The 25,580-nt window shown below is 64.7% G+C and carries 21 protein-coding genes; 14 read left to right on the top strand and 7 right to left on the bottom strand.

The window, feature by feature from the left end; genetic code table 11:
* The first annotated feature begins 522 nt into the window (after nt 1–522).
* Nucleotides 523–891 carry a DUF2794 domain-containing protein gene (locus tag AC0L2F_RS31395; RefSeq protein WP_473251026.1) on the top strand — a complete coding sequence of 123 codons (369 nt, stop codon included), beginning with the start codon at nt 523–525 and terminating at the stop codon, nt 889–891.
* Nucleotides 892–1,007: 116 nt separating this feature from the next.
* Here the strand turns inward: AC0L2F_RS31395 and AC0L2F_RS31390 are convergent, their stop codons facing one another.
* The 4 genes from AC0L2F_RS31390 to AC0L2F_RS31375 form a co-directional block, all read right to left on the bottom strand.
* Nucleotides 1,008–1,538 carry a GNAT family N-acetyltransferase gene (locus AC0L2F_RS31390; RefSeq protein WP_007604311.1) on the bottom strand — a complete coding sequence of 177 codons (531 nt, stop codon included), beginning with the start codon at nt 1,536–1,538 and terminating at the stop codon, nt 1,008–1,010.
* A gap of 228 nt (nt 1,539–1,766) precedes the next feature.
* Nucleotides 1,767–2,558 carry a Bax inhibitor-1/YccA family protein gene (locus tag AC0L2F_RS31385; RefSeq protein WP_007604312.1) on the bottom strand — a complete coding sequence of 264 codons (792 nt, stop codon included), beginning with the start codon at nt 2,556–2,558 and terminating at the stop codon, nt 1,767–1,769.
* Between the two features lie 270 nt (nt 2,559–2,828).
* On the bottom strand, nt 2,829–5,399 hold the full coding sequence (locus AC0L2F_RS31380; RefSeq protein WP_473251025.1) for an ABC transporter permease: 2,571 nt from the start codon (nt 5,397–5,399) through the stop codon (nt 2,829–2,831).
* Entirely contained in the window at nt 5,396–6,118 is a 723-nt protein-coding gene (locus tag AC0L2F_RS31375; protein ID WP_007604314.1) for an ABC transporter ATP-binding protein, read from the bottom strand. The genes AC0L2F_RS31380 and AC0L2F_RS31375 overlap by 4 nt, the downstream gene beginning before the upstream one ends.
* Nucleotides 6,119–6,173: 55 nt before the next feature.
* Between AC0L2F_RS31375 and AC0L2F_RS31370 the strand changes: the two genes are divergently transcribed.
* From AC0L2F_RS31370 to AC0L2F_RS31315, 12 genes are all read left to right on the top strand, one after another.
* Nucleotides 6,174–6,809 carry an arylesterase gene (locus AC0L2F_RS31370; RefSeq protein ID WP_473251027.1) on the top strand — a complete coding sequence of 212 codons (636 nt, stop codon included), beginning with the start codon at nt 6,174–6,176 and terminating at the stop codon, nt 6,807–6,809.
* 174 nt (nt 6,810–6,983) lie between these two features.
* Complete coding sequence (gene thpR, locus AC0L2F_RS31365; protein WP_007598862.1) at nt 6,984–7,520, top strand: RNA 2',3'-cyclic phosphodiesterase; 537 nt, start codon at nt 6,984–6,986, stop codon at nt 7,518–7,520.
* A 240-nt stretch (nt 7,521–7,760) separates the two neighbouring features.
* The gene (zapE, locus tag AC0L2F_RS31360) at nt 7,761–8,945 is read left to right on the top strand and encodes a cell division protein ZapE (protein ID WP_473251024.1); all 1,185 of its coding nucleotides are present in this window, start codon (nt 7,761–7,763) and stop codon (nt 8,943–8,945) included.
* Between the two features lie 241 nt (nt 8,946–9,186).
* Complete coding sequence (mdh, locus tag AC0L2F_RS31355; RefSeq protein WP_007598869.1) at nt 9,187–10,155, top strand: malate dehydrogenase; 969 nt, start codon at nt 9,187–9,189, stop codon at nt 10,153–10,155.
* A 203-nt stretch (nt 10,156–10,358) separates the two neighbouring features.
* The gene (gene sucC / locus AC0L2F_RS31350; RefSeq protein WP_007604323.1) at nt 10,359–11,555 is read left to right on the top strand and encodes an ADP-forming succinate--CoA ligase subunit beta; all 1,197 of its coding nucleotides are present in this window, start codon (nt 10,359–10,361) and stop codon (nt 11,553–11,555) included.
* Nucleotides 11,556–11,559: 4 nt separating this feature from the next.
* Entirely contained in the window at nt 11,560–12,039 is a 480-nt protein-coding gene (locus tag AC0L2F_RS31345) for a DUF1579 family protein (protein WP_007604324.1), read from the top strand.
* A 34-nt stretch (nt 12,040–12,073) separates the two neighbouring features.
* Nucleotides 12,074–12,958: a succinate--CoA ligase subunit alpha gene (gene sucD, locus AC0L2F_RS31340; protein WP_007604325.1), complete on the top strand. Its 885-nt coding sequence runs from the start codon at nt 12,074–12,076 to the stop codon at nt 12,956–12,958.
* 137 nt (nt 12,959–13,095) lie between these two features.
* Nucleotides 13,096–16,065: a 2-oxoglutarate dehydrogenase E1 component gene (locus tag AC0L2F_RS31335; protein WP_007604326.1), complete on the top strand. Its 2,970-nt coding sequence runs from the start codon at nt 13,096–13,098 to the stop codon at nt 16,063–16,065.
* A gap of 164 nt (nt 16,066–16,229) precedes the next feature.
* Nucleotides 16,230–17,468: a 2-oxoglutarate dehydrogenase complex dihydrolipoyllysine-residue succinyltransferase gene (gene odhB / locus AC0L2F_RS31330; RefSeq protein WP_473251023.1), complete on the top strand. Its 1,239-nt coding sequence runs from the start codon at nt 16,230–16,232 to the stop codon at nt 17,466–17,468.
* A gap of 52 nt (nt 17,469–17,520) precedes the next feature.
* Nucleotides 17,521–18,282 (top strand): SDR family oxidoreductase, encoded by a 762-nt coding sequence (locus tag AC0L2F_RS31325; protein WP_473251022.1) that lies wholly within the window; start codon nt 17,521–17,523, stop codon nt 18,280–18,282.
* A gap of 56 nt (nt 18,283–18,338) precedes the next feature.
* A complete protein-coding gene (lpdA, locus tag AC0L2F_RS31320) occupies nt 18,339–19,736 on the top strand; it encodes a dihydrolipoyl dehydrogenase (RefSeq protein WP_473251021.1) in 1,398 nt (465 codons plus the stop codon).
* Between the two features lie 33 nt (nt 19,737–19,769).
* Nucleotides 19,770–20,300, top strand: a complete 531-nt coding sequence (locus tag AC0L2F_RS31315) for a hypothetical protein (protein WP_473251020.1) — start codon at nt 19,770–19,772, stop codon at nt 20,298–20,300.
* A gap of 213 nt (nt 20,301–20,513) precedes the next feature.
* Here the strand turns inward: AC0L2F_RS31315 and AC0L2F_RS31310 are convergent, their stop codons facing one another.
* A complete protein-coding gene (locus tag AC0L2F_RS31310; protein WP_007604332.1) occupies nt 20,514–21,104 on the bottom strand; it encodes a DUF4337 domain-containing protein in 591 nt (196 codons plus the stop codon).
* A 99-nt stretch (nt 21,105–21,203) separates the two neighbouring features.
* Nucleotides 21,204–22,169 (bottom strand): tyrosine recombinase XerC, encoded by a 966-nt coding sequence (locus tag AC0L2F_RS31305; RefSeq protein WP_007604334.1) that lies wholly within the window; start codon nt 22,167–22,169, stop codon nt 21,204–21,206.
* A gap of 111 nt (nt 22,170–22,280) precedes the next feature.
* Between AC0L2F_RS31305 and AC0L2F_RS31300 the strand changes: the two genes are divergently transcribed.
* Complete coding sequence (locus AC0L2F_RS31300) at nt 22,281–24,491, top strand: primosomal protein N' (protein ID WP_473251019.1); 2,211 nt, start codon at nt 22,281–22,283, stop codon at nt 24,489–24,491.
* A gap of 161 nt (nt 24,492–24,652) precedes the next feature.
* Here the strand turns inward: AC0L2F_RS31300 and AC0L2F_RS31295 are convergent, their stop codons facing one another.
* Entirely contained in the window at nt 24,653–25,162 is a 510-nt protein-coding gene (locus AC0L2F_RS31295; RefSeq protein WP_007604338.1) for a septal ring lytic transglycosylase RlpA family protein, read from the bottom strand.
* Nucleotides 25,163–25,580 lie beyond the last annotated feature (418 nt).

The raw sequence follows: 25,580 nt of genomic DNA, 5'->3' as shown, positions 1-25,580 counted from the left end.
CCCGTCATCGAATCATAGCAAAGCGGCTACGGCAAATGCCCGTTTAGACGAAAGATTCTCACCCTCTCAGGATGAGGGGAGAGAGTTTGTGCTGAGATGGTGAGATATCCGTCGAGGCAGAAACATCCCGACACGAACAAAACCGACCCAAACAAAAAAGGACCAACTCGCGTTGGCCCTCCTTGTCGTGCGAACAGACCCGATCCTCACGGCCCCGGGGGGCTGGGGGCTGAGGAATCCGGAACCGAAAGGACCGGGTCAACGCACATAGGTCTTTTCGCAATGCAGGGCGGCAGTCGCTTGGCGGAAAAGCGGCGACACTATGATTCCTGCTAACGATCCCGTGACGGTTTGCCGCGACAGAGTTCCACCGCTGCGTGTGGGCGGATTTGCCCGGATCCAAACTCCCTTTGAGGGCCTTGCGGTGGGGAACAGTTGGCGCGATCATGCAACTGTCATGATCCGCGGTTCCGGGGACGGTCTTCGCGGACGCGGTCATGCTGATGCGACAGGAGGCGGCCTATGAGTCTGTCGGAGGATACCGATCCGAGCGAACAGCGCGCGGCGGCGCGCCCCGCCGCTTCGAATGCGCAGCTGAGCCGCGTGACGTTCAACCGGCTCGAGCTGCACCGTATTCTCAATCTCTACGGCCGGATGGTCGCCGACGGCGAGTGGCGCGACTACGCCATCGACTTCCTCAGGGATCGCGCCGTGTTCTCGGTCTTTCGCCGCGCCTCTGAGGTGCCGATCTATCGTATCGAGAAGGATCCGCGCCTCGCGCGCAAGCAGGGCATGTACAGCGTGATCTCGGCGACGGGCCTGATCCTGCGCCGTGGCCACGAGCTGGAGCGCGTGCTCCTGGTGATCGATCGCAAGCTGGCGGTGGTGTGAGCACCCCCGTCATTCCGGGGCGCGACGAAGTCGCGAACCCGGAATCTCGATATTGTTCGCCCACAACTTCTGGATTCCGGGTTCACGCTGCGCGTGCCCCGGAATGACGGTAGCCTCTACTTCCCCGGCACCGTACCCGCGCCCTCACCAAGATCCCGCTGCATCATCACCGTGTCCAGCCAGCGGCCGAATTTCAGCCCGACGCTGGGATGCGTGCCGATCATCTTGAAGCCGGCCTTGGTGTGCACGCCGACCGAGCCGGCATTGGCGGAATCGCCGATCACGGCGATCATCTGGCGGAAGCCGCGCGCCTCGCATTCGACGATCAGCCGCTCCAGCAGGAGCGCTCCGATGCCGCGGCGGTGGAAGGATGGATCGAGATAGATCGAGTTCTCGACGGTGAAGCGGTAGGCCGGCCGCGGCCGGTAGGCACCGGCATAGGCGTAGCCGGCGACGCGCCCGTCGAGGATGGCGACGAAATAGGGATAGCCGCCGTCGATCAGCGTGCGGTAGCGGCGCGTCATCTCGGCGAGGTCGGGCGGCTCCAGCTCGAACGTCGCGGTGCCCTCGCGGACGGCCTGCTGGTAGATGGCGGTGATGGCGGGAAGGTCGGCCTCAGTGGTGGGCCTGATATCGGGTGCGGACATGGGGCGAGATTAGAGCCTTCCCGGGACGGCTGGAAGAGGCAACGGTGCTTCCTCATGCTCCGTCATTGCGAGGAGCCCTTGCGACGAAGCAATCCAGAAATGCGCCAGAGGAGGGACTCTGGATTGCTTCGCTTCGCTCGCAATGACGGTGGGTGTTGAGAGGCTCGCCCCAAACAAAAACCCCGGCCTTTCGGCCGGGGCTGGTGTCGTTCACTCTCGCCTCAGCGCTTAGTCGCGCTGGCCGAGGAGCTGCAGGAGCAGCGTGAACAGGTTGATGAAGTTCAGGTACAGCGACAGCGCGCCGGTGATGGCCGCACGCTCTGCGATGTCACCGCCGGCCGAGGCGTAGCCGTAGATGTAGTCGTTCTTCAGCCGCTGTGTATCCCAGGCGGTGAGGCCCGCGAACACCAGCACGCCGACCACCGACACGACGAACTGCAGCACCGAGCTCGCCAGGAACAGGTTCACCAGGCTCGCGATGACGATGCCGATCAGGCCCATGAACAGGAACGAGCCCATTCCGCTCATGTCACGCTTGGTGGTGTAGCCGTAGAGGCTGAGTGCGCCGAAGGTCGCCGCGGTGATGAAGAACACCCGCACGATCGAGGTGTGGGTGAACACCAGGAAGATCGAGGACAGCGAGATGCCCATCAGCGCCGCGAACACCCAGAACAGGATCTGGGCCGTCGAGGGAGCGAGACGGTTGATGCCTGCCGAGATCACGAACACCATGGCGAGCGGCGCGAGCATAAACAGCCACTTCAGCGGGCTGACGAACATCGCGTAGCCGAACGGCGTCAGGAACAGCTTGCCGACGCGGACGGCTTCCGGGGTCGGAACGTCAGTCACGGCGGCCATGTAGACGCCGAGCGCGGCAAGGCCGGTGATGGCCAGGCCGATGCTCATGTAGTTGTAGATGCGCAGCATGTAGGCGCGCAGGCCGGCATCGACCGTCGCGGCGTCAACACGCCCGGCGGCCCTGCCGAAAGGAGAAGCGTAGTTACGGTCTAGGTCCGACATGGTCGAATTCCCGTTGGTTGGTCCGGTCCGGCATGAGGGTCGCCATGCCGCCGGTTCGTCAAATTCTATCTCGGATACCGATGTCTGCCGACTAAATTTTGGCTAACAATCGGGACTCCGAACCCACTCGATATGTGGGAAACTAACACATCCGCTGCAACCTTCCACGCGCGGCTGAATGTCGCCCTCGCCCGCAATCCTGGCGAGCAGACGTGGTTAATCGCTGGAATCGTGCGATTTGGCTCCCGCGCAACCGCCCGCTACCATTTGTCACAAATTCCGCAACACCGTGGCGGGCTTTTTGTTCAACGCCAGGAGCGTGCCGGCGAGCCCGAGGCCCACCGTGACGACCAAGGCAGCCGCGACCACGCCGGCGGCGCTGCCGGCCTGCCAGACGAAGGTGAGGGTCATCAGCCGGGTCACGATCATCCAGGCCGCGACGCTGCCGGCGAAAACGCCGAACACCGCGGTGGCGAGCCCGATCAGGAGGTATTCGAGGGCATAGGCGCCGAGCAGCCGCAGCCGGGTCGCGCCCAGGGTCTTGAGGATCACCGCATCGTAGACCCTGTGGCGATGGCCGGCGGCGAGCGCGCCGCCGAGCACCAGGATCGCCGAGATCAGGGTCACCGCGCTGGCGCCGCGGATCGCCAGCGCCAGGTTGGTCACGACCGAGCCGACCGTCTCCATCACCTCGCGCACGCGCACGCTCGTCACCATCGGATAGGCGTCAGCGACCTCCCTGATGATCTTGCCGTCGCCGGCGGCATCGCCGCCGGTTTCCGTCAGCGTCGCGATGTGGGTGTGCGGCGCGCCCTTGAAGGCGTTCGGCGAGAACACGAGGACGAAATTGATGCCGAGGCCCTGCCAGTCGATGGTGCGCAGATTGCTGATCTTTGCGGGAATGTCGCGGCCGAGGATATTGACCACGACCTCGTCGCCGAGCTTGAGGCCTAGGCCGTCCGCGATCTTCTTCTCCATCGAAACCAGCGGCGGGCCGGAATAATCGGCGCTCCACCACTCGCCCTCGACCACCTTGGAGCCCTTCGGCAGCTCGGCGGTATAGGTCAGGCCACGGTCGCTCTGCAGCACCCACTCGGAATCGGTGCTGGGCTTGAGCTCCTCGGCGCGGACGCCACGGGCTCCGACGATCCGCCCGCGCAGCATGGGCACGTCATCGACCTTCGCGCCAGGGGCGATCTGGCGCAGATAGGAGTCGAACTGCTCGGACTGCGTGCTCGGAATGTCGATGAAGAAGAACGATGGTGCGTGCTCGGGCAGCGCCGCCAGGAACTGCCGGCGCAGATTGCCGTCGATCTGGGTGATGGTGACGAGCACGGCGAGCCCGAGGCCCAGCGACAGCACGACCGAGGGCGTCAGCGCGCCCGGCCGGTGAATGTTGGCGATCGCAAGTCGCAGCATCGGCCACCGCGTGCGCGGCAGCCGCCTTGCGATCGTCATCAGCAGGGCGGCAATGCCGCGCAGCAGCGCGAACACGACGATGGAAGAGGCCACGAACACCGCGGCGATGCGCTTGTCGAAGGACAGCCCGATCACCACCGCGATCAGCAGCGCGATCACGACGGCCATGAAGACGAGATAGCTCCAGCGTGGCCGATGCCATTCCGAGCTGATGGTGTCGCGGAACAGCGCGGCCACCGGCACGTCGTGCACGCGCCCGAGCGGCCACAGGCCGAAGGCAAGCGCCGTGAGCAGCCCGTATACGAACGACAGCGCGAGTTCGTCGGCATGCACCGCCGGGACCACCGGCAGCGGCAGCAGCTTGCCGAACAGGCCGACGATCGCAAACGGCATCGCGGCGCCGAGCGCGAGGCCGATCGCCGAGCCGATCGCGGCGAGCAGGAGAACCTGGGCGAGATAGATGCCGAACACGTCGCGCCCGGTGGCGCCGACAGCCTTGAAGGCCGCGATCACCTCGAGCTTGTGGTCGATATGGGCCTTGACCGCATTGGCGACGCCGACACCGCCGACCAGCAGCGCGGCGAGGCCGACCAGCGTTAAAAACTGCGTGAAGCGGTTGATGTTGCGCTCGAGCTGAGGCGAGGCATTGGAGCGGCTGCGGACCTCCCAGCCGGCCTGCGGCGCAGCGTTGCGTGCGTCCGCGATGAAGGCGTCGGTGGCGCGCTCGCTATTGGCGATCTCCGGCAGCTTCACCCGGTAGACCCAGCGCACCAGGCTGCCGGGCTGGACCAGCCCGGTGGCGCGCAGGCCCGCTTCGCTGATCAGGAAGCGCGGGCCGAAGCCGATGCCACCGGCGAGCTTGTCGGGCTCGGCTTCGACGGCGCTGCGGATCTGGAACGTCGCAGCCCCGACGGTGACGCGATCGCCGGTCTTGAGCGACAGCCGCGCCAGCAGCGTCGGATCGGCGGCCGCGCCGAACGCGCCGTCGCGCTCCGCGAGCAGGTCGGACATCGGCAGCGGCGGCGCCAGCGTCAACTGGCCCAGCATCGGATAGGTGTCGTCGACCGCCTTCATCTCGACCAGCGCCAGCTTGCCCTCGGCCGAGCGCGCCATGCCGCGCAGTGTGGCGGCGCTCGAGACGGTGCCGCGCGACCGCAGGAAGGCGACTTCCTCCGGCTTCGCCTCGCGCTGAAACAAGACGAACGACACGTCGCCACCCAGCAGCGTACGGCCCTCGCGGGCGAGGCCGTCGCTCAGGCTGGCCGAGACCGAGCCGACGCCGGCGATGGCCATCACGCCGAGCGCGATGCAGGCGATGAAGACGTAGAAGCCGCGCAGGCCGCCGCGCAATTCGCGCAGCGCGTAGCGCAGCGACAGCGCGACGCCGTTGGGCTTCGTGAACGGTTCAGCAGCGATGCTCATGCCGGTGCCGACTGCGTGTCGATGCGTCCGGAGCGCAGGCGGATCACGCGATCGCAGCGATGCGCGAGCGAGGAATCATGCGTGACCAGCACCAGCGTCATGCCGCGCTCGGCATGCTTGCTGAACAGGAGGTCGACGATCTGTTGGCCCGTGGCTTCGTCGAGATTGCCGGTCGGCTCGTCGGCAACGAGGATCGCGGGATCGGGTGCCAATGCGCGGGCCAGCGCGACCCGCTGCTGCTCGCCGCCGGAGAGCTGGGTCGGATAATGATGCAGACGGTCGCCGAGCCCGACCGATTGCAGCTCCTGCGCCGCGCGCTTGGCGGCGTCGGGATTGCCCGCAAGTTCGAGCGGCACCGCGACGTTCTCCAGCGCCGTCATGGTCGGGATCAAATGGAAGGACTGGAAGACGATGCCGACCTGGCGACCGCGGAAGCGGGCCAGCGCGTCCTCGTCGAGGGCATTGAAAGGCGTGCCGCTGACCACCACCTCTCCGCTATCAGGACGCTCCAGCCCCGCCATCACCATCAGCAGCGTGGATTTGCCCGAGCCTGATGGGCCGATCAGGCCGATCGTCTCGCTCCGGCCCACGCGCAAGCTGATATCCTTGAGGATGTGAACGCGTGCCGCGCCCGTACCCAATGACAGATTGACGTTGGAGATGGCGATGGTGTCGGCCGAACTGTCGGCGAGCGAAGAGGAAGAGATGCGAGTGTCCATGGTCCGGTCATATGGCAACTCCGCACGCGCGGTCGAGAGGCGTTACGGATTGTTCATGCACATAGCCGTGTTGATGTTCGCTTTGATGACGGTCGCAAACCCGGCATGGGCTGAGGCTGCGAAGCCGATCAAGCTAGTGGTTCTCGGCGATTCCTTGAGCGCCGGCCTCGGCCTCCCGGCCCAGGAAGCGTTCCCCGCAAAGCTTCAAAAAGCTTTGCAAAACAAAGGCATAGAAGTCGGCATGACCAATGCTGGGGTGTCCGGCGACACCTCCTCGGGGGGCCGTGACCGGCTGGACTGGTCGGTCCCCGACGGAACCGACGGTGTGATCATCGAGCTCGGCGCCAACGATGCGTTGCGCGGCATCGATCCCGATTTGACGCGCACCGCGCTGACCGAGATCGTCCAGCGCCTCGAGGCACGCAAGATCGCGGTGATGTTGTGCGGCATGCTGGCGCCGCCGAATTACGGCGCGGATTATGCCGCGCGCTTCAATTCGATTTATCCGGATCTGGCGAAAAAATTCGGCGTGCCGCTTTATCCGTTTTTTCTCGACGGTGTCGCGGCCGATGCCAAGCTCAACCAGGCCGACGGCATCCATCCGACCGCGCCCGGCGTCGACATCATCGTCAGGAATATCTTGCCCACGGTTGAGGCATTCCTTGGCACCATAGCTGAGCAACGGCGTTGAAAAGCAGGCAACGCTAACCGTAATTCCCAGGGTTTTACCGGAGTGAGGCGCGCGATGCTTCGCAGAGTCACACAACTGCGATAGGAATTAAGGTACCGGTGATTCGTCGCCGGCTCTAAAATTTGGATATGATCTTTCCCTGGGATCATACCCAAGCATCGGGAGTGCGAAACGATGCCGCGTTTGTTCACTGGTCTGGAAATTCCGGCCGAGATTGGCCAGTCGCTTTCCAATTTGCGGGGCGGCCTTCCCGGCGCCCGCTGGATCGATCCCGAAAATTACCACGTCACCCTGCGCTTCATCGGCAATATCGACGGCATGTCCGCCAACGAGATCGCCTCGATGCTGTTTCGCGTCGACCGCAAGCCGTTCGAGGTGAAGGTGCAGGGCTTGCAGAGTTTCGGCGGACGCAAGCCGCGCGCGGTGGTCGCCACCATCGTGCCGAGCAAGCCGCTGATGGAATTGCAGGCCGAGCTCGAGCGCCTGATGCAGCGGATCGGCCTCGACCCTGAAGGCCGCAAGTTCATCCCGCATGTCACGCTGGCCCGGCTGCACGACGCCACCGACCGTGACGTCGCCGATTATCTTTCGCTGCGCGGCTATTTTCCCAGCAAGGCGTTCACGGCCGAACGTTTTGTTCTGTTCTCGTCCCGCGCCTCAACCGGCGGCGGCCCCTATGTGGTGGAGGACGCCTACGAGCTGTGTGAGTAGGTTCTTCTTCACCTCTCCCCGCTTGCGGGGAGAGGTCGAATTCGATCGCAGATCGAATTCGGGTGAGGGGGTACAGGTCTTTACGACGCATCTCATGTGCGGAGAGGCCCCTCACCCCAACCCTCTCAGCGCGAGCGAAGCTCGTCGCGACCCCGTAAGAACGGGGCGAGGGAGAAAGCGCATAGCGCCCCGCCCCAATTGACGGCTTGCAATTTTCGCCCATCTCTGGCGGTAAGGAGCATGCTCTCGACCCCCAGTTCCTCATTCCGCGAGGCCTATCAGGCCCAGATCGCGTCCGGTGCGATCGAGCCCGACGCTGCGCAGGCCGAAATCGCCGACGCCTATGCGGCGCTCGACCAGCGGCTCGCCGATTACAAGCCGGCGCGCAAGCAGGGGCTGCTCAGCCGCCTGTTCAGCAGCGACAAGGACGAGGCGCCGCACGGGCTCTACGTCCATGGCGAGGTCGGCCGCGGCAAGACCATGCTGATGGATCTGTTCTTCCAGCACTCGACCGTCGAGCACAAGCGGCGCGCGCATTTTCACGAATTCATGGCTGACGTGCACGAGCGCATCTACGATTATCGCCAGGGCATCGCACGCGGCGAGATCGCCGATGGTGACGTCATCGCGCTGACCGCGCATGCGATCTTCGAGGAGAGCTGGCTGCTCTGTTTCGACGAATTCCACGTCACCGACATCGCGGACGCGATGATCCTCGGCCGCCTGTTCGCAAAGCTGCTGGAGCTCGGCACCGTGGTGGTCGCGACCTCCAACGTCGCGCCTGACGACCTCTACAAGGGCGGTCTGAACCGTTCGCTGTTCCTGCCCTTCATCCGGCAGATCACCGACCACATGGACGTGCTGCGGCTCGACGCGCGCACCGACTTCCGGCTGGAAAAGCTTCAGGGCGTGCCGATGTGGCTGACTCCTGCAGACGCTGAGGCTGACACCGCGCTCGATCGCGCCTGGTCGAGGATGTCAGGCGGCGCCAAATGCAAGTCGCGCGATATTTCGATCAAGGGCCGCATCCTGCACGTGCCGTGCTCGGCCCACGGCGTAGCGCGCTTCGCGTTCGCCGATCTCTGCGAGAAGCCGCTCGGGGCATCCGACTATCTCAGGCTGGCGCACGATTATCATACCATTCTGGTCGACCATATTCCAGTGATGGACATCTCCCAGCGCAACGCCGCCAAGCGCTTCATCACGCTGATCGACGCGCTGTATGACAATGCCGTGAAGCTGATGGCCTCGGCCGATGCCAACCCGATCTCGCTCTATCTTGCCAACGAGGGCAACGAGGCCAACGAGTTCAAGCGCACGGCGTCGCGCCTGATCGAAATGAGCTCGGAATCCTATCTGGCGCTGCCCCATGGCCGCAAGGATTCCACAGCCAGCGGCTCGACCAAAGGTTTGGTTGAGACTTAAGTCCTATACGGCCGTCATTCCGGGGCGTCGCGAAGCGACGAGCCCGGAATCCATACCCCGATCGTGGTTATGGATTCCGGGCTCGCGACTTCGTCGCGCCCCGGAATGACGGCTCGGGTATGCTGGCCGGATTTTCGGCAAGCCCGACAATTGGGCAACCCGTGACTTGAACGGGGGAGGCGAAAGGGATAACCACCCGTCTCAGTTTTCCCCTCCTTACGTGTCTAAAGGACAGGCTCACATGGCGCGCGACAAGATTGCTTTGATTGGCTCCGGTCAGATCGGCGGAACGCTGGCTCATCTCATCGGCCTGAAAGAGCTGGGCGACGTGGTGATGTTCGACATCGCCGAGGGCGTGCCGCAGGGCAAGGCGCTCGACATCGCGCAGTCCTCGCCGGTCGACGGCTTTGACGCGCACTACACCGGCGCCAACTCCTACGAGGCGCTCGACAACGCCAAGGTCTGCATCGTCACCGCCGGCGTGCCGCGCAAGCCCGGCATGAGCCGCGACGACCTCCTCTCGATCAACCTCAAGGTCATGGAACAGGTCGGCGCCGGCATCAAGAAATACGCCCCCGACGCGTTCGTCATCTGCATCACCAACCCGCTCGACGCGATGGTCTGGGCGCTGCAGAAGGCTAGCGGCCTGCCGCACAAGAAGGTCGTCGGTATGGCCGGCGTGCTGGATTCGTCGCGCTTCCGCTACTTCCTGGCCGACGAGTTCAACGTTTCGGTCGAAGACGTCACCGCCTTCGTGCTGGGTGGCCATGGCGACACCATGGTGCCGCTGGTAAAATACTCCACCGTCGCCGGCATCCCGCTGCCCGATCTCGTCAAGATGGGCTGGACCTCGCAGGCGCGCCTCGACGAGATCGTCGACCGTACCCGCAACGGCGGCGCCGAGATCGTCAACCTGCTCAAGACCGGCTCGGCTTTCTATGCGCCGGCGGCTTCCGCGATCGCGATGGCCGAGAGCTATCTGCGTGACAAGAAGCGCGTGCTGGCCTCGGCCGCCTACCTGAACGGCGAATACGGCGTGAAGGACATGTATGTCGGCGTGCCCGTCGTGATCGGCTCCAAGGGCGTCGAGCGCGTCGTCGAGATCGAGCTCGTCGGCAAGGACCGCGAAGCCTTCGACAAGTCGGTCGGCGCAGTGCAGGGTCTGGTTGACGCCTGCAAGAAGATCGCGCCGGATCTTCTGGGCCGCTAAACCCAACAATTCCCGCCGAAGACCGAAACCCGGTCTTCGGCGGTTTCACTTCCGGGCCCCGGCTGTTCAGGCGGGCTCGGATCGGCAGTCCAGAGATCGATGTCAGAGAATCCGGGTTGCAGTTCCTGTGGTATATGGTATGCCAGCCACAAGACTGAGGTGGGCCTACGAGGTCACCGCCCGCGGGTTCAGGGAGCGACCATATGAATATCCATGAATATCAGGCCAAAGCGCTGCTGAACGAGTTCGGCGTCGCGATCTCCAAGGGCGTTCCGGTCCTGAAGGCGGCTGATGCGGACGCAGCGGCAAAGGCACTCCCTGGCCCGGTCTGGGTCGTGAAGAGCCAGATCCACGCCGGCGGCCGCGGCAAAGGTAAGTTCAAGGAGGCCTCGGCGGGCGACAAGGGCGGGGTGCGCATCGCCAAGTCGGCCGCGGAGGTTTCCGAATTCGCCAAGCAGATGCTCGGCGCCACCCTCGTCACCATCCAGACCGGCCCCGCCGGCAAGCAGGTCAACCGCCTCTACATCGAGGACGGCTCCGACATCGACAAGGAATTCTACCTCTCGATCCTGGTCGACCGCGAGACCTCTCGCGTCTCCTTCGTGGTGTCGACCGAGGGCGGCGTCAATATCGAGGACGTCGCGCACAACAGCCCTGAGAAGATCGTGACCTTCTCGATCGATCCCGCGACCGGCATCATGGGCCATCACGGCCGCACCGTCGCGAACGCGCTGAAGCTCTCCGGCGATCTCGCCAAGCAGGCCGAGAAGCTCACCGCGCAGCTCTATGCGGCGTTCGTCGCCAAGGACATGTCGATGCTGGAGATCAACCCGCTGGTCGTGACCAAGCAGGGCCAGCTCCGCGTGCTCGACGCCAAGGTGTCGTTCGACGACAACGCCCTGTTCCGTCATCCCGAGGTGCTCGCGTTGCGCGACGAGACCGAGGAAGACGCCAAGGAAATCGAGGCGTCGAAATACGACCTCAACTACGTCACCCTCGACGGCAATATCGGCTGCATGGTCAACGGCGCCGGCCTCGCGATGGCGACGATGGACATCATCAAGCTCTACGGCATGGCGCCGGCGAACTTCCTCGACGTCGGCGGCAGCGCCAGCAAGGAGAAGGTCGCGGCCGCCTTCAAGATCATCACCGCCGACCCCAACGTGAAGGGCATCCTGGTCAACATCTTCGGTGGCATCATGAAGTGCGACGTGATCGCCGAGGGCGTCACGGCTGCGGTTCGTGAAGTCGGCCTCAGCGTGCCGCTGGTGGTTCGCCTCGAAGGCACCAATGTCGAGCTGGGCAAGAAGATCATCCGTGAGTCCGGCCTGAACGTGGTGCCGGCCGACAATCTCGACGACGCCGCGCAGAAGATCGTGAAGGCCGTCAAGGGAGGCTGAGGCCATGACCCAGGACCATCTTGCTGCATCATCCCCGCTGCCGGAGCACGCGCGTCTTGCCGCGTTCGCCGGTGAATGGAATGGCGAAGAGGTGGTCTTTCCGTCGCGCTGGACAGAGGGCGGGACGGCGACCTCTCGCGTCGTGGCCCACATGGATCTCAATGGCTTCTATCTGATCCAAGACTCGGTCCAGACCCGCGACGGCAAGCAGAGCTTCGCCACCCACGGCATCTTCACCTTCGACCGCGAAGACCGGACCTACAAATTGTTCTGGTACGATTCGCTCGGCTACACGCCGCCCTCGCCCGCCTCCGGCGGGTGGGTCGGCAAGACCCTGACGCTGGTGCGCGGCTCGCTCCGCGGCAATGCGCGCCACGTCTATGAAATCATCGACGACGATTCCTATTCGTTGAAAATCCAGTTCTCGCCGGACGCGGAAGGCTGGGCCGACGTGCTCACCGGCGTCTACCGCCGCATCCACTGACCTCTCACTCGTTAGTTTCGCGAAAGCAGACCTCATGTCCATCCTGATCGACAAGAACACCAAGGTCATCTGCCAGGGCTTTACCGGCAAGAACGGCACCTTCCACTCGGAGGCCGCGATTGCCTATGGCACCAAGATGGTCGGCGGCACCTCGCCCGGCAAAGGCGGCGCGACGCATCTGGGCCTGCCGGTGTTCGACACCGTGCGCGAGGCGCGTGAGAAGACCGGCGCCGATGCGTCGGTGATCTACGTGCCGCCGCCGGGCGCGGCCGATGCGATCTGCGAAGCCATCGATGCCGAGATCCCGCTGATCGTCTGCATCACCGAAGGTATCCCGGTCATCGACATGGTCCGCGTGAAGCGTTCGCTGGCCGGCTCCAAGTCGCGCCTGATCGGGCCGAACTGCCCGGGCGTCATGACTGCCGGCGAGTGCAAGATCGGCATCATGCCGGCCAACATCTTCAAGACCGGCAGCGTCGGCATCGTCTCGCGCTCGGGCACCCTGACCTACGAAGCCGTGTTCCAGACCACCCAGGAAGGCCTCGGCCAGACCACGGCAGTCGGCATCGGTGGCGACCCGGTCAAGGGAACCGAGTTCATCGACGTGCTGGAAATGCTGCTCGGCGACCCCAAGACCGAATCGATCATCATGATCGGCGAGATCGGCGGTTCCGCCGAGGAGGACGCTGCCCAGTTCCTCAAGGACGAGGCCAAGCGCGGCCGCAAGAAGCCGATGGTCGGTTTCATTGCCGGTGTCACGGCCCCTCCCGGCCGCCGCATGGGCCACGCCGGCGCGATCATTTCGGGCGGCAAGGGGGACGCCGGTTCCAAGACCGACGCGATGAAATCGGCTGGAATTACAGTGTCGCCATCTCCCGCGCGGCTCGGGCACACGCTTGCCGAAAAATTGAAAGCCTGATTCATACCTTCGTAATTTTCCGGGCGAAGTTTCGCAGCAAATAGGGTAAATGGTGCCTGTCGCGCTGGTCCTCTGCCGGGGAGCCCAGCGCCAGCGCCGTTTGTTATGCGCGAACCGAAATCGCCAGGAACTCAAGTATGTCTCGCCAAGACGCGAACGCAGCCTTTGCCCTCTCCTCCTTTTTGCAGGGCACCAACGCCACCTACATCGACGAAATCTACGCCCGCTACGAGAAGGACCCGTCCTCGGTGGATGCCGAGTGGCAGGACTTCTTCAAGAGCCTCAACGACCAGCCGGGTGACATCAGCAAGAACGCCCAAGGCCCGTCCTGGGAGCGCGCCAACTGGCCGCTGACCCCGCAGGACGATCTGACCTCCGCGCTCGACGGCAATTGGGCGGAAGTCGAGAAGACGGTCGGAGCCAAGATCGCGGCCAAGGCGCAGGCCAAGGGCGGCGACAAGGGCGGCGGCCTTTCCTCCGCCGACCTGCTCCAGGCCACGCGCGACTCGGTCCGCGCGCTGATGCTGATCCGGTCCTACCGCATGCGCGGCCACTTCCACGCCAAGCTCGATCCGCTCGGCATCGAAGCCCAGCGCAATCGCGAAGAGCTCGATCCGCGGACCTACGGCTTCAGCGAAGCCGATTTCGACCGCAAGATCTTCCTCGACCATGTGCTCGGTCTCGAATACGCCAGCTTGCGCGAAATCACCGCGATCTGCGAGCGTACCTACTGCCAGACGCTCGGCGTCGAGTTCATGCACATCACCAACGCGGCGCAGAAGGCGTGGATCCAGGAGCGGATCGAGGGGCCGGACAAGGAAATCTCCTTCACCCGCGAAGGCCGCCGCGCCATCCTGATGAAGCTGGTTGAAGCCGAAGGCTTCGAGAAATTCTGCGACACCAAGTTCACCGGCACCAAGCGCTTCGGCCTTGATGGCGCCGAGTCACTGATCCCCGCGCTTGAGCAGATCATCAAGCGCGGCGGCAATCTCGGCGTGAAGGAGGTCGTGCTGGGCATGCCGCATCGCGGCCGGCTCAACGTGCTGACCCAGGTGATGGGCAAGCCGCATCGCGCGCTGTTCCACGAGTTCAAGGGCGGTTCGGCCAATCCTGATGCGGTCGAAGGCTCGGGTGACGTCAAATATCACCTCGGCGCGTCCTCGGATCGCGAGTTCGACGGCAACCGCATCCATCTGTCGCTGACCGCCAACCCCTCGCATCTCGAGATCGTCGATCCCGTGGTGCTCGGAAAAGTCCGCGCCAAGCAGGATCAGCACGGCGATCCGCCGGATATGCGCATCTCGGTGATGCCGCTGCTGATGCATGGCGACGCCGCGTTCGCCGGCCAGGGCGTGGTCGCGGAATGCTTCGGCCTGTCGGACCTGAAGGGCTACCGCACCGGCGGCTCCGTGCACTTCATCGTCAACAACCAGATCGGCTTCACCACCTATCCGCGTTATTCCCGTTCGTCGCCTTACCCGTCCGACGTGGCGAAGATGATCGACGCGCCGATCTTCCACGTCAACGGCGACGATCCGGAAGCCGTCGTGTTCGCGGCCAAGGTCGCGACCGAGTTCCGGCAGAAATTCCACAAGCCCGTCGTCATCGACATGTTCTGCTACCGCAGGCATGGCCATAACGAGGGCGACGAGCCGGCTTTCACCCAGCCGGTGATGTACAAGAAGATCGCGGCCCATCCGTCGACGCTCGAGCTCTATGCCCGGCGCCTCATCAGCGAAGGCGTGCTGACCGAGGGCGAGGTCGAGAAGGCCAAGGCCGACTGGCGCGCGCGGCTCGATGCCGAGCTCGAAGCCGGCTCCGGCTACAAGCCCAACAAGGCCGACTGGCTCGACGGTAAATGGGCCGGCTTCAAGATCGCGGATCAGGAAGAAGATGCGCGGCGTGGCGTCACCGGCGTCGACATCGCCGCCCTGAAGGACATCGGTCGCAAGATCACCAAGGTGCCCGATGGCTTCCGCGTCCACCGCACCATCCAGCGCTTCCTCGAAAACCGCGCCAAGGCGATCGATGGCGGCACGGGTATCGACTGGGCGACCGGCGAGGCGCTGGCGTTCTGCACGCTGCTCAACGAGAACCACCATGTCCGCCTGTCCGGACAGGATTCGGAGCGCGGCACCTTCTCGCAGCGCCACTCGGTCCTGATCGACCAGGAAGACGAGAGCCGCTACACGCCGTTCAACCATCTCGGTCACGAGCAGGGCCATTACGAGGTCATCAACTCGCTGCTGTCTGAAGAGGCCGTGCTCGGCTTCGAATACGGCTATTCGCTCGCAGAGCCGAACACGTTGACCCTGTGGGAAGCGCAGTTCGGCGACTTCGCCAACGGCGCGCAGGTCGTGTTCGACCAGTTCATCTCCTCGGGTGAGCGCAAATGGCTGCGCATGTCCGGCCTCGTCTGCCTCCTGCCGCACGGCTATGAAGGCCAGGGACCGGAGCACTCCTCGGCGCGTCTGGAGCGTTATCTCCAGATGTGCGCGGAAGACAACATGCAGGTGGTCTATCCGACCACGCCAGCGAACTACTTCCACGTGCTGCGTAGGCAGCTCCATCGCGAGATCCGCAAGCCGCTGATCGTGATGACGCCGAAGTCGCTGCTGCGTCACAAGCGGGCGGTGTCGCGTCTCGAGGAGCTCGCGAAGGGAACGACCTTCCACCGCATCCTCTATGACGACGCCCAGATGCTGCCGGGCGAAGCGGTCAAGCTCGTTCCCGACGAGAAGATCCGCCGCATCGTGCTCTGCTCGGGCAAGGTCTATTACGACCTCTACGAGGAGCGCGAGAAGCGCGGCATGGACGACATCTACCTGATGCGCGTCGAGCAGCTCTATCCGGTGCCGCTGAAGGCGCTGGTGGCCGAGCTGTCGCGCTTCAAGAAGGCCGAAGTGGTGTGGTGCCAGGAAGAGCCCCGCAACATGGGTGCCTGGCACTTCATCGAGCCCTATCTGGAATGGGTGCTGAACCAGGTGAACGGTGCGAGCCGGCGTCCGCGTTATGTCGGCCGCGCCGCCTCCGCCGCGACCGCCACGGGTCTGATGTCGAAGCATCAGGCGCAGTTGAAGGCGTTCCTGGACGAAGCATTGAGCTGAAAGTTTTTTAGGATGCTGTCATCGCCCGCGAAGGCGGGCGATCGAGTAAGCCGTGACGGCCGTGATGACCACGAACGCCGCGGAGTACTGGATGCCCCGCCTTCGCGGGGCATGACACCTGTGAAATTCATGACCGCATTGGCGATCTCCTTAAGGAAAAGACCATGACTGAAATTCGTGTGCCGACCCTCGGCGAATCCGTCACCGAGGCCACCATCGGCCGCTGGTTCAAGAAGGCCGGCGATGCCGTCGCCGTCGACGAGCCCTTGGTGGAGCTCGAGACCGACAAGGTCACCATCGAAGTCCCAGCGCCGTCCGCGGGCACGCTAAGCGAGATCATCGCCGCAGATGGCACGACCGTTGCGGTCGGTGCGCTGCTCGGGCAGATCACCGAGGGCACGGCCGGCGTCGCAAAGACGCCCGCCAAGCCGGCTGCCGCGCCAGCTCCCGCCGCGGCGGCCCCAGCCGCCGCCCCCGCCGCGGCGAAGGCGCCGCCGGCCGACTCGCCGCTCGCTCCGTCCGTGCGAAAGCTCTCGGCCGAGACCGGCATCGACGCCTCGACCGTTCCCGGCTCCGGCAAGGACGGCCGTGTCACCAAGGGCGACATGCTCGCCGCGATCGAGCGTGCGGCCTCGGCGCCGACCCCGGTCAACCAGCCGGCCGCAGCGGTCCAGGTCCGCGCACCCTCGCCGGCCGATGACGCCGCCCGCGAAGAGCGCGTGAAGATGACCCGGCTGCGCCAGACCATCGCGCGCCGCCTCAAGGACGTGCAGAACACCGCCGCGATGCTCACGACCTTCAACGAGGTCGACATGACCAACGTCATGGCGCTGCGCGCCCACTACAAGGATGCGTTCGAGAAGAAGCACGGCAGCAAGCTCGGCTTCATGGGCTTCTTCACCAAGGCCGTCGTGCAGGGGCTGAAGGACATCCCGGCCGTCAACGCCGAGATCGACGGCACCGATCTGATCTACAAGAACTACTATCACATCGGCGTCGCCGTCGGCACCGACAAGGGTCTCGTCGTGCCCGTGGTCCGCGACTGCGACAACAAGTCGATCGCCGACATCGAGAAGGGCATTGCCGATTTCGGCCGTCGCGCCCGCGACGGCCAGCTCAAGATCGACGAGATGCAGGGCGGCACCTTCACCATCACCAACGGCGGCATCTACGGCTCGCTGATGTCGACCCCGATCCTGAACGCGCCGCAGTCCGGCATTCTCGGCATGCACAAGATCCAGGAGCGGCCGATGGTCATCGGCGGCAAGATCGAGGTCCGCCCGATGATGTATCTGGCGCTGTCCTACGATCACCGCGTCATCGACGGCAAGGAAGCGGTGACCTTCCTTGTTCGCGTCAAGGAGAGCCTGGAAGATCCGGCGCGTCTGGTGCTCGATCTCTGATCGCTGATGCTCTGCGAGCGCCGTCGCCTTTCGCGACGGCGCGTGTCGAACCATGGAGGCGCGCGTGACGGATAAAGTCGTTGTCATCACCGGCGGCAGCCGCGGCATCGGGCGGGCGACCGCGATTGCGGCGGCCGCGCGCGGCTTCCGAATCGTCGTCGGCTATGCCAGCAACAAGACGGCCGCCGACGAGGTGGTCGCGGAGATCGCAGCCAGCAACGGCAAGGCCATCGCGGTGAAATGCGACGTCGCCGAGGAAAGCGACATCCTGGCGCTGTTCAAGGCTGCGGACGCGTTCGGCACGCTCGGCGCGCTCGTCAACAATGGCGGCATTGTCGGGACCAGCGGCGTGCGGGTCGACGAGATGTCGGCCGAGCGTATCCAGCGCGTCATGGCGGTCAACGTCACCGGCTCCATCCTCTGCGCGCGCGAGGCGGTGAAGCGGATGTCGACCAGGCACGGCGGCCAGGGCGGCGTCATCGTCAATCTGTCGTCGGTTGCTGCCAAGCTCGGCGCGCCGAACACCTATGTCGACTATGCCGCGTCCAAGGGCGCGATCGATTCCTTCACCATCGGCCTCGGCTATGAGGTTGCCGGCGAGGGCATTCGCGTCGCGGGCATCCGCCCCGGCCTGATCGACACCGAAATCCACGCTGCCGGCGGTGAGCCCGACCGCGCCCATCGTCTGGCCCATATGGTGCCGATGAAGCGCGTCGGGACTGCCGATGAAGTCGCCAATGCCATTGTCTGGCTGATGTCGGACGAGGCCTCCTATGTCACCTCAGCCATTCTCGATGTGTCCGGCGGACGCTGACGCGCCGCGCGGACGCAGACACATCCGTCAACGATAAACTTACGGGACTTTCTCTCATGGCATACGATCTCGTCGTCATCGGCACCGGACCGGGCGGTTATGTCTGCGCGGTGCGTGCAGCGCAGCTCGGCATGAAAGTCGCCGTGGTGGAGAAGAACGCAACGCTCGGCGGCACCTGCCTCAATGTCGGCTGCATGCCGTCCAAGGCGCTGCTGCACGCCTCCGAAATGTTCGAGGAGGCCGGGCATTCCTTCGCCAAGATGGGCGTCAGCGTTTCCGCGCCGAAGCTCGATTTACCCGCGATGATGAACTTCAAGCAGCAGGGCATCGACGGCAACGTCAAGGGCGTCGAGTTCCTGATGAAGAAGAACAAGATCGACGTGCTCAAGGGCGCCGGCAAGATTCTCGGCACCGGCAAGGTCGAAGTCTCCGCCGACGGCAAGTCGCAAGTGATCGAGACCAAGAGCATCGTGATCGCCACCGGCTCGGACATCGCACGGCTCAAGGGCATCGAGATCGACGAGACGCGCATCGTGTCGTCGACCGGCGCGCTGTCGCTGGACAAGGTCCCCGGCAAGCTGCTGATCGTTGGCGCCGGCGTGATCGGCCTCGAGCTCGGCTCGGTCTGGCACCGTCTAGGCGCTGAAGTCGTCGTCGTCGAATTCCTCGACCGCATCCTGCCCGGCATGGACGGCGAGATCGCCAAGCAATTCCAGCGCATCCTGGAGAAGCAGGGCTTTGCCTTCAAGCTCGGTGCCAAGGTCACGGGCGTGGACACCTCCGGCAAGACACTGAAGGCGACGGTCGAGCCTGCCGCCGGCGGCGCTGCCGAGACGCTGGAAGCCGATGTCGTTCTCGTCTGTATCGGTCGTGTGCCGTACACGGATGGGCTGGGCCTGAAGGAAGCCGGCGTTGCGCTCGACAATCGCGGCCGCGTGCAAATCGATCCGCACTTCGCCACCAGCGTGAAGGGCGTCTATGCCATCGGCGACGTCGTCGCGGGCCCGATGCTCGCGCACAAGGCCGAGGATGAAGGCGTCGCGGTTGCCGAGATCATCGCCGGGCAGGCCGGCCACGTGAACTACGATGTTATCCCAGGCGTCGTGTATACCACACCGGAAGTATCCTCCGTCGGCAAGACCGAGGAGGAGCTGAAGCAGGCGGGCGTGGCTTATACCGTCGGGAAGTTTCCCTTTACCGCCAACGGCCGCTCCAAGGTCAATCAGACCACCGACGGCTTTGTGAAGATTCTCGCAGATGCGAAGACCGATCGTGTGCTCGGCGTGCACATTATCGGCCGCGAAGCCGGCGAAATGATCCATGAAGCCTGTGTTCTCATGGAGTTTGGCGGCAGCGCGGAGGACCTCGCGCGCACCTGCCACGCGCACCCGACCCGCTCGGAGGCCGTCAAGGAAGCCGCGCTTGCAGTCGGGAAGCGGGCCATCCATATGTAGGTCGCGCCCAGCGCCGAATCGGGCGGGAAACACATGCTACGCCGCCTGCTTCAACCGGTCTGGGTCCTGCTTGCGATCATCTTCCTGATCGAAGCCTGGCTGTGGGATCATCTCGAACCGATCGTCGCGCGGGTTGTCGCAATCATCCCGCTCGCCCGGTTCAAGCAATGGCTCACGGATCGCGTCGATGCGCTGTCGCCGGCGATGACGCTGATCGTGTTCGCCGTGCCCATCATCCCGCTGTTTCCGCTCAAGCTGGTCGGCCTGTGGCTGCTCACGCACGAATATTGGACCAGCGCGGTCTTCACCATCGTGTTCGCAAAGCTGCTCGGCGTCGGCGTCACCGCCTTCGTGTTCGATGTGACGCGGGACAAGCTGATGGAGATGGCCTGGTTCGAGCGGCTTTATGATCTGATGCTGAAGCTGCGTGCCAAGGCCGCCGAGCTGGTCGATCCGGTCAAGCGGCGCATCAGGGAGCTGATCGCGGGCAACGGCGAAGGCTGGTCCTCCCGCACGCTCCGCCTGATCCAGCGTTTTCGCAAGAGCGTGCACGAAGCGCGCTGATCGTCGCCACTTGTTCAGGTCCCGTAGCCCGGATGGAGCGCAGCGCAATCCGGGACTGTTGCCTGCGGCCCCGCATTCCGCTGCGCTCCATGCGGGCTACAAATCTCGCCTCGTCCCCTCAATGCAGTCGAGTAGCCCGGATGAGCAAAGCGATATCCGGGATTCCTTATTGTGGCTCCCCGCATGTCGCTGCGCTCATGCGGGCTACGAGTCTCAATGCAAATGCAGCAGATGCGGCAACCACAGACCAAGCCCGGTCATGATGAGCCCAGCGATCGTCAGCAGGCCGGCGACATAGGCGAGTGCGATCATGCCGGTGATGATGGTGGCTGAGGCGAGAACGATGCCGATCTGGAAGGCGGCGGACGCGAGTTCGAAGTGATGATATTTCGCAGTCGCCTCGTCGCGCTCATGCTCGGCGTGCTTGGCCTTTTCGGCCAGCTGCTCGGTGCCTTCGCCGGTCTCGGGCTCGGAGCGGTAGCGCTGCGCGGTCTTCTGCCAGTCCTCGATCTGCTTCTGCACGGCCACCTTGTTGGCCTCGTCGCTCGCCGCGCCGAGGATGAGCTTGCCCTGGTCCGCCATGCTCTGCACCATGGTGCGGCGGATACTCTTGGCTTGGAAGAACGCCCAGAGGTTGGAAGCCTCGACGTTCTTGCTGATCGATTCGGTCTGGGCGCCCTTGCCGAGCGTCTCCGAGATCGCCAGGAAAAGCGCCAGAACGGCGATCAGGAGCGCGATCTTCTTGTTCGAGCCGGACGCGTGTTCGGCGTGCTCGGCGTGCTCCATGCTTTCATGTGCGCTCATAAATCCCTCCTGCTCGGTTCCCCACGATTGACCGAACCGCGGGCGCCGCGCAAGAGGCATGCGCGCCGAGAGGCTTGCTATGACAGCTTCATGTCAGCATCAGCGCCGCGGATGCGCGCTGGCATAGACTTCCAGCAGCCGCTCGGCATCGATGCCGGTATAGATCTGCGTGGTCGAGAGCGAGGCATGGCCGAGCAATTCCTGGATCGCGCGCAAATCGCCGCCGCGTGACAACAGATGCGTGGCGAAGGAATGCCGGAGCGCGTGCGGCGTGGCGCTGTCGGGCAGGCCGAGCGCGCCGCGCAGCCGCTCCATCGCGAGCTGGATGATGCGCGGGCTCAAGGGCCCGCCGCGCGCGCCGACGAAGATCGGCCCCTCCGCCGGCAGCGGATACGGGCACATCGAAACGTATTCATGCACCAGTGCGAGCACGTTCTGGAGCACCGGCACCATGCGGGTCTTGTTGCCTTTGCCCGTCACGATCAGCACGTCGCCTTCGCCGGGACGCGGCACCTCGCGGCGCGTCAGCCCCAGCGCTTCGGAGATGCGCAGGCCCGAGCCGTAGAGGAGAGCCATCACCGCGGCATCGCGCGCCAGAATCCAGCTCTCGCGATCCTCGCCGGCGCGCTCGTCGGCGTCCGCAAGACGTTTGGCCGACGCCATCGGCAGCGGCTTTGGCAGGCTCTTGGCGACTTTCGGCGCACGGATTGCCGAGAGCGCCCCGACCTTGCCCTTGCCTTCGCGCTCCAGGAAGCGGCCGAACGAGCGCAGGCCCGCGAGTGCGCGCATCAGCGAGCGCCCGGCAATATCGTCGGCGCGGCGCATCGCCATGAAGGCCCTGATATCGGTGGCCTCCAGCGCGGCGAAACGCTTCAGCGTCACCCGCTCCCCCCAATGGCCGCAGAGGAAATTCAGGCACTGCCGCAAATCGCGGGCATAGGCTTCCAGCGTCTTCGGCGACAGCCGCCGCTCCGCACCGAGATGCGACAGCCAGCGCGTCATCTCCTGCGCGATGTCAGGATCGGCGCTGGCGAGCTCGATCTGTGGGGCGGCCGCTTTGCTCATGCGCTCTGGACGTGGTGATTCCACTCAGTATATCGCATCACACTCGTTTATCGTTCGCTAAGGCCGCCTCAGGGCGCTAGCCTTGAGGCCCCGGGTTCCGATTCCCCCTCCATGGATCACACGTCGCGCAGCAACGTCGTCTCCGCCAACGCGACCCGCATGGTCGACGTGCTGGTGCCGGTCGCGCTCGACCAGACCTATTCCTACAAGGTGCCGCGTGGGATGGAGCTGAAGGCGGGCGATATTATTGGCGTGCCGCTCGGCCCGCGCGAGGTGCTCGCCGTGGTCTGGGCCGAAAACGCCAATCCGGATCCGCGCCTGCACAACCGCCTCAAGGAGGTCAGCGAAAAGCTCGACATCCCGCCGTTGAAGCCCGAGCTGCGTGCGGTCGTGGACTGGGTCGCCAATTACACGCTGAGCCCGCGCGGCATGGTGCTTCGCATGTGCCTGCGCATGGGTGAGAACCTCGGCCCCGAGCGGGTGCGCGCCGGCGTGCGCCTGGTCGGCGATCCGCCAAAACGTCTGACGCCGGCGCGGCAGCGCCTGATCGAGGTGCTGTCGGACCGGCTGCTGCACGGCAAGTCCGAGGCGGCCAAGGAGGCCGGCGTTTCGGCAGGTGTGATCGACGGCCTCGTCGACGAAGGTACGCTCACGGTCGAGCCGATGCCGCCGTCTCCGCCGCCGCCCGCACCCGATCCGGATTTCAGCCGGCCGGATTTTTCGCCGCTCCAGCGCGCCGGGGTCGATGCGATGCGCGCGCTCGCGGCCAACGGCAGCTTTCACGTCGCGCTGCTCGACGGTGTCACCGGCTCGGGCAAGACCGAGGTTTACTTCGAAGCGGTGGCCGAGGCGATCCGCCGCGGAAAACAGTCGCTGATCCTGATGCCGGAGATCGCGCTCACCGGCCAGTTCCTCGATCGCTTCGCGCAGCGTTTTGGCGTGCGCCCTCTGGAATGGCATTCCGAGCTGACGCCGCGCACCCGCGCGCGCAACTGGGCGGCGATCTCCGAGGGCAGCGCGCCGGTCGTGGTCGGCGCGCGCTCGGCGCTGTTTCTGCCCTACGCCAATCTCGGCCTCATCGTCGTCGATGAAGAGCACGACCAGGCCTACAAGCAGGGCGAGGGCGTGCACTATCACGCCCGCGACATGGCGGTGGTGCGCGCCCATATCGCAAAGGTTCCGATCGTTCTGGCGTCGGCGACGCCCTCGGTCGAATCCGAGGTCAATGCACGCAAGAACCGTTATCAGCGCATCGCGCTGCCGTCGCGCTTCGGCGGCCAGCACATGCCGCATATCGAGGCCATCGACATGCGCCGCGAGCCGCCGGCGCGCGGCCGCTTCATCTCGCCGCGGCTGGCCTCCGAGATCAGGACCGCGATCGAGCGGCGCGAGCAGGCGCTATTGTTCCTCAATCGCCGCGGCTACGCGCCGCTGACGCTGTGCCGCGCCTGCGGCCATCGCTTCGCCTGCACCATCTGCGATGCCTGGCTGGTCGATCACCGCTTCCGCCAGCGCCTCGTCTGTCACCATTGCGGCTTCTCGATGCCGCGCCCGCAAACCTGTCCGCATTGCGCGGCGGAGGAATCGCTGGTCGCGGTCGGGCCCGGTGTCGAGCGCTTGCAGGAAGAGGCGGCCGCGCTATTCCCGGAAGCGCGCACCATGGTGCTGTCGAGCGATCTCATCACCTCGATCGAGACGATGCGCTCCGAGCTGAATGACATCGCGGAGGGCCGCGTCGACGTCATCATCGGCACCCAGCTCGTGGCCAAGGGCCACAATTTTCCGCGGCTCAATCTGGTCGGCGTGGTCGATGCGGATCTCGGCCTGTCCAATGGCGATCCGCGCGCCTCCGAGCGCACCTGGCAATTGCTCAACCAGGTGATCGGCCGCGCCGGGCGCGAGCAGGGCCGCGGCGTCGGCTATCTCCAGACCCACCAGCCCGATCATCCCGTGATGAAGGCGCTGATCGCCTGCGACCGTGAAGCGTTCTACGACAGCGAGATCGATTTGCGCGAACGCACGCTCTATCCGCCGTTCGGGCGGCTCGCGAGCCTGATCATTTCCGCCGGCGACCGGCCGAGCGCCGAAGGCTTTGGCCGCCACCTCGTTGCGCTCGCGCCGCGCGACGAGCGCGTGGTGGTGCTGGGCCCGGCGGAAGCCCCGCTCGCGGTCATCAAGGGCCGCTACCGCTTCCGCATCCTGGTGAAATCGGCGCGCGGGTTCGATCTGTCGGATTATCTGCGCAACTGGCTTGCCGTATGCCCGAAGCCGAAGGGCAATCAAAAGCTCGAAGTCGATGTCGATCCGCAGAGCTTTTTGTAGGCCCCACTGTCATTCCGGGGCGCGACCAAGTCGCGAACCCGGAATCCATTCTACCACCGACCCTGCTGTTCGATGGATTCCGGGCTCGCGCTACGCGCGCCCCGGAATGACGAAGCCCGCCGTCCCCCAAGACGGCGGGCTTGTTTCAGGCGTCGCGCCCCTTAGGAGACGACTTCCGCGGTGACGCGCCCGACGCCGGCGCCGGTGAGGCCGATGGCCCGGGCAGCGCCCGTGGAGAGGTCGAGGACACGGCCGCGAACGAACGGGCCACGGTCATTGATGGTGACGATGACGCTCGAGCCGCCATGGGTGACCCGCAGCTTGGTGCCGAACGGCAGCGAGCGGTGCGCCGCGGTCATGGCGTTCTGGTTGAAGCGCTGGCCCGAGGCGGTCCTGCTGCCGGACTCGTTCCCGTAAAAGGAAGCCATGCCGGAGAAGGAACGTCCGGTGCCCTGCGACGGCGTCATCGACGCATTGGCGTTACGCCAGTCGGAGGTCGTGTTGGCATCGTTCTGGGCGTGGTGACGATGATGATGGTGGGAATACCGGTGGTGATGGCGGGATTTGGCGGAAGCTTCGGTGGCAGTTCCACCGATGAGAAGAGTTGCGGCAACAAAGGCGATCGCCGTACGCGGCCGGGTCACAGAGCCCAGCGTCTTCAAACAAAGCATATATTGGTCCCTAAGCTAGTATTGCCACATATGTGGCAAGTGGAGCCCCCGTAAGTTTGCGAGCGGGACCGCGTTTCGATTCCTAATGAGGCGTGAATTGGGCAGTAAATCCGTTCTGTGTCGCCGTGTAATATCTTGTTACCGGCAGAGATATTCAGCCGACATTCCGTAATATTGGAATTTAACGATTCGTTAACCTATATATTACTAGTAAATACTGTAAAACGAAGTCATCGCTCCCCGCATTTAGATTTGGGAAAGTATTCGGCGAGTGAAGTCCGCCCGCCCGGAATCACGCCTCAGCGATCCGTGTTCATGGCCGCTATGCGCTGAAGGCAGGAACCAATTGCCGGCGTCGGCTCGGGGGTGGGCTTAGGAGCTGTGGCAATTCCGCGGCATGGCAGGCCGTCGTGGCGTC

Source organism: Bradyrhizobium sp. Ken64 (assembly GCF_055807555.1).
This window is presented reverse-complemented; position numbering and strand designations above follow the sequence as displayed.

What these genes read in the sequence shown, in the direction of transcription:
- AC0L2F_RS31395 (WP_473251026.1), top strand. Translation starts at nt 523, where the DNA reads ATGAGTCTGTCGGAGGATACCGATCCGAGCGAACAGCGCGCGGCGGCG.
- AC0L2F_RS31390 (WP_007604311.1), bottom strand. Translation starts at nt 1,538, where the DNA reads ATGTCCGCACCCGATATCAGGCCCACCACTGAGGCCGACCTTCCCGCC.
- AC0L2F_RS31385 (WP_007604312.1), bottom strand. Translation starts at nt 2,558, where the DNA reads ATGTCGGACCTAGACCGTAACTACGCTTCTCCTTTCGGCAGGGCCGCC.
- AC0L2F_RS31380 (WP_473251025.1), bottom strand. Translation starts at nt 5,399, where the DNA reads ATGAGCATCGCTGCTGAACCGTTCACGAAGCCCAACGGCGTCGCGCTG.
- AC0L2F_RS31375 (WP_007604314.1), bottom strand. Translation starts at nt 6,118, where the DNA reads ATGGACACTCGCATCTCTTCCTCTTCGCTCGCCGACAGTTCGGCCGAC.
- AC0L2F_RS31370 (WP_473251027.1), top strand. Translation starts at nt 6,174, where the DNA reads ATGCACATAGCCGTGTTGATGTTCGCTTTGATGACGGTCGCAAACCCG.
- thpR (WP_007598862.1), top strand. Translation starts at nt 6,984, where the DNA reads ATGCCGCGTTTGTTCACTGGTCTGGAAATTCCGGCCGAGATTGGCCAG.
- zapE (WP_473251024.1), top strand. Translation starts at nt 7,761, where the DNA reads ATGCTCTCGACCCCCAGTTCCTCATTCCGCGAGGCCTATCAGGCCCAG.
- mdh (WP_007598869.1), top strand. Translation starts at nt 9,187, where the DNA reads ATGGCGCGCGACAAGATTGCTTTGATTGGCTCCGGTCAGATCGGCGGA.
- sucC (WP_007604323.1), top strand. Translation starts at nt 10,359, where the DNA reads ATGAATATCCATGAATATCAGGCCAAAGCGCTGCTGAACGAGTTCGGC.
- AC0L2F_RS31345 (WP_007604324.1), top strand. Translation starts at nt 11,560, where the DNA reads ATGACCCAGGACCATCTTGCTGCATCATCCCCGCTGCCGGAGCACGCG.
- sucD (WP_007604325.1), top strand. Translation starts at nt 12,074, where the DNA reads ATGTCCATCCTGATCGACAAGAACACCAAGGTCATCTGCCAGGGCTTT.
- AC0L2F_RS31335 (WP_007604326.1), top strand. Translation starts at nt 13,096, where the DNA reads ATGTCTCGCCAAGACGCGAACGCAGCCTTTGCCCTCTCCTCCTTTTTG.
- odhB (WP_473251023.1), top strand. Translation starts at nt 16,230, where the DNA reads ATGACTGAAATTCGTGTGCCGACCCTCGGCGAATCCGTCACCGAGGCC.
- AC0L2F_RS31325 (WP_473251022.1), top strand. Translation starts at nt 17,521, where the DNA reads ATGGAGGCGCGCGTGACGGATAAAGTCGTTGTCATCACCGGCGGCAGC.
- lpdA (WP_473251021.1), top strand. Translation starts at nt 18,339, where the DNA reads ATGGCATACGATCTCGTCGTCATCGGCACCGGACCGGGCGGTTATGTC.
- AC0L2F_RS31315 (WP_473251020.1), top strand. Translation starts at nt 19,770, where the DNA reads ATGCTACGCCGCCTGCTTCAACCGGTCTGGGTCCTGCTTGCGATCATC.
- AC0L2F_RS31310 (WP_007604332.1), bottom strand. Translation starts at nt 21,104, where the DNA reads ATGAGCGCACATGAAAGCATGGAGCACGCCGAGCACGCCGAACACGCG.
- AC0L2F_RS31305 (WP_007604334.1), bottom strand. Translation starts at nt 22,169, where the DNA reads ATGAGCAAAGCGGCCGCCCCACAGATCGAGCTCGCCAGCGCCGATCCT.
- AC0L2F_RS31300 (WP_473251019.1), top strand. Translation starts at nt 22,281, where the DNA reads ATGGATCACACGTCGCGCAGCAACGTCGTCTCCGCCAACGCGACCCGC.
- AC0L2F_RS31295 (WP_007604338.1), bottom strand. Translation starts at nt 25,162, where the DNA reads ATGCTTTGTTTGAAGACGCTGGGCTCTGTGACCCGGCCGCGTACGGCG.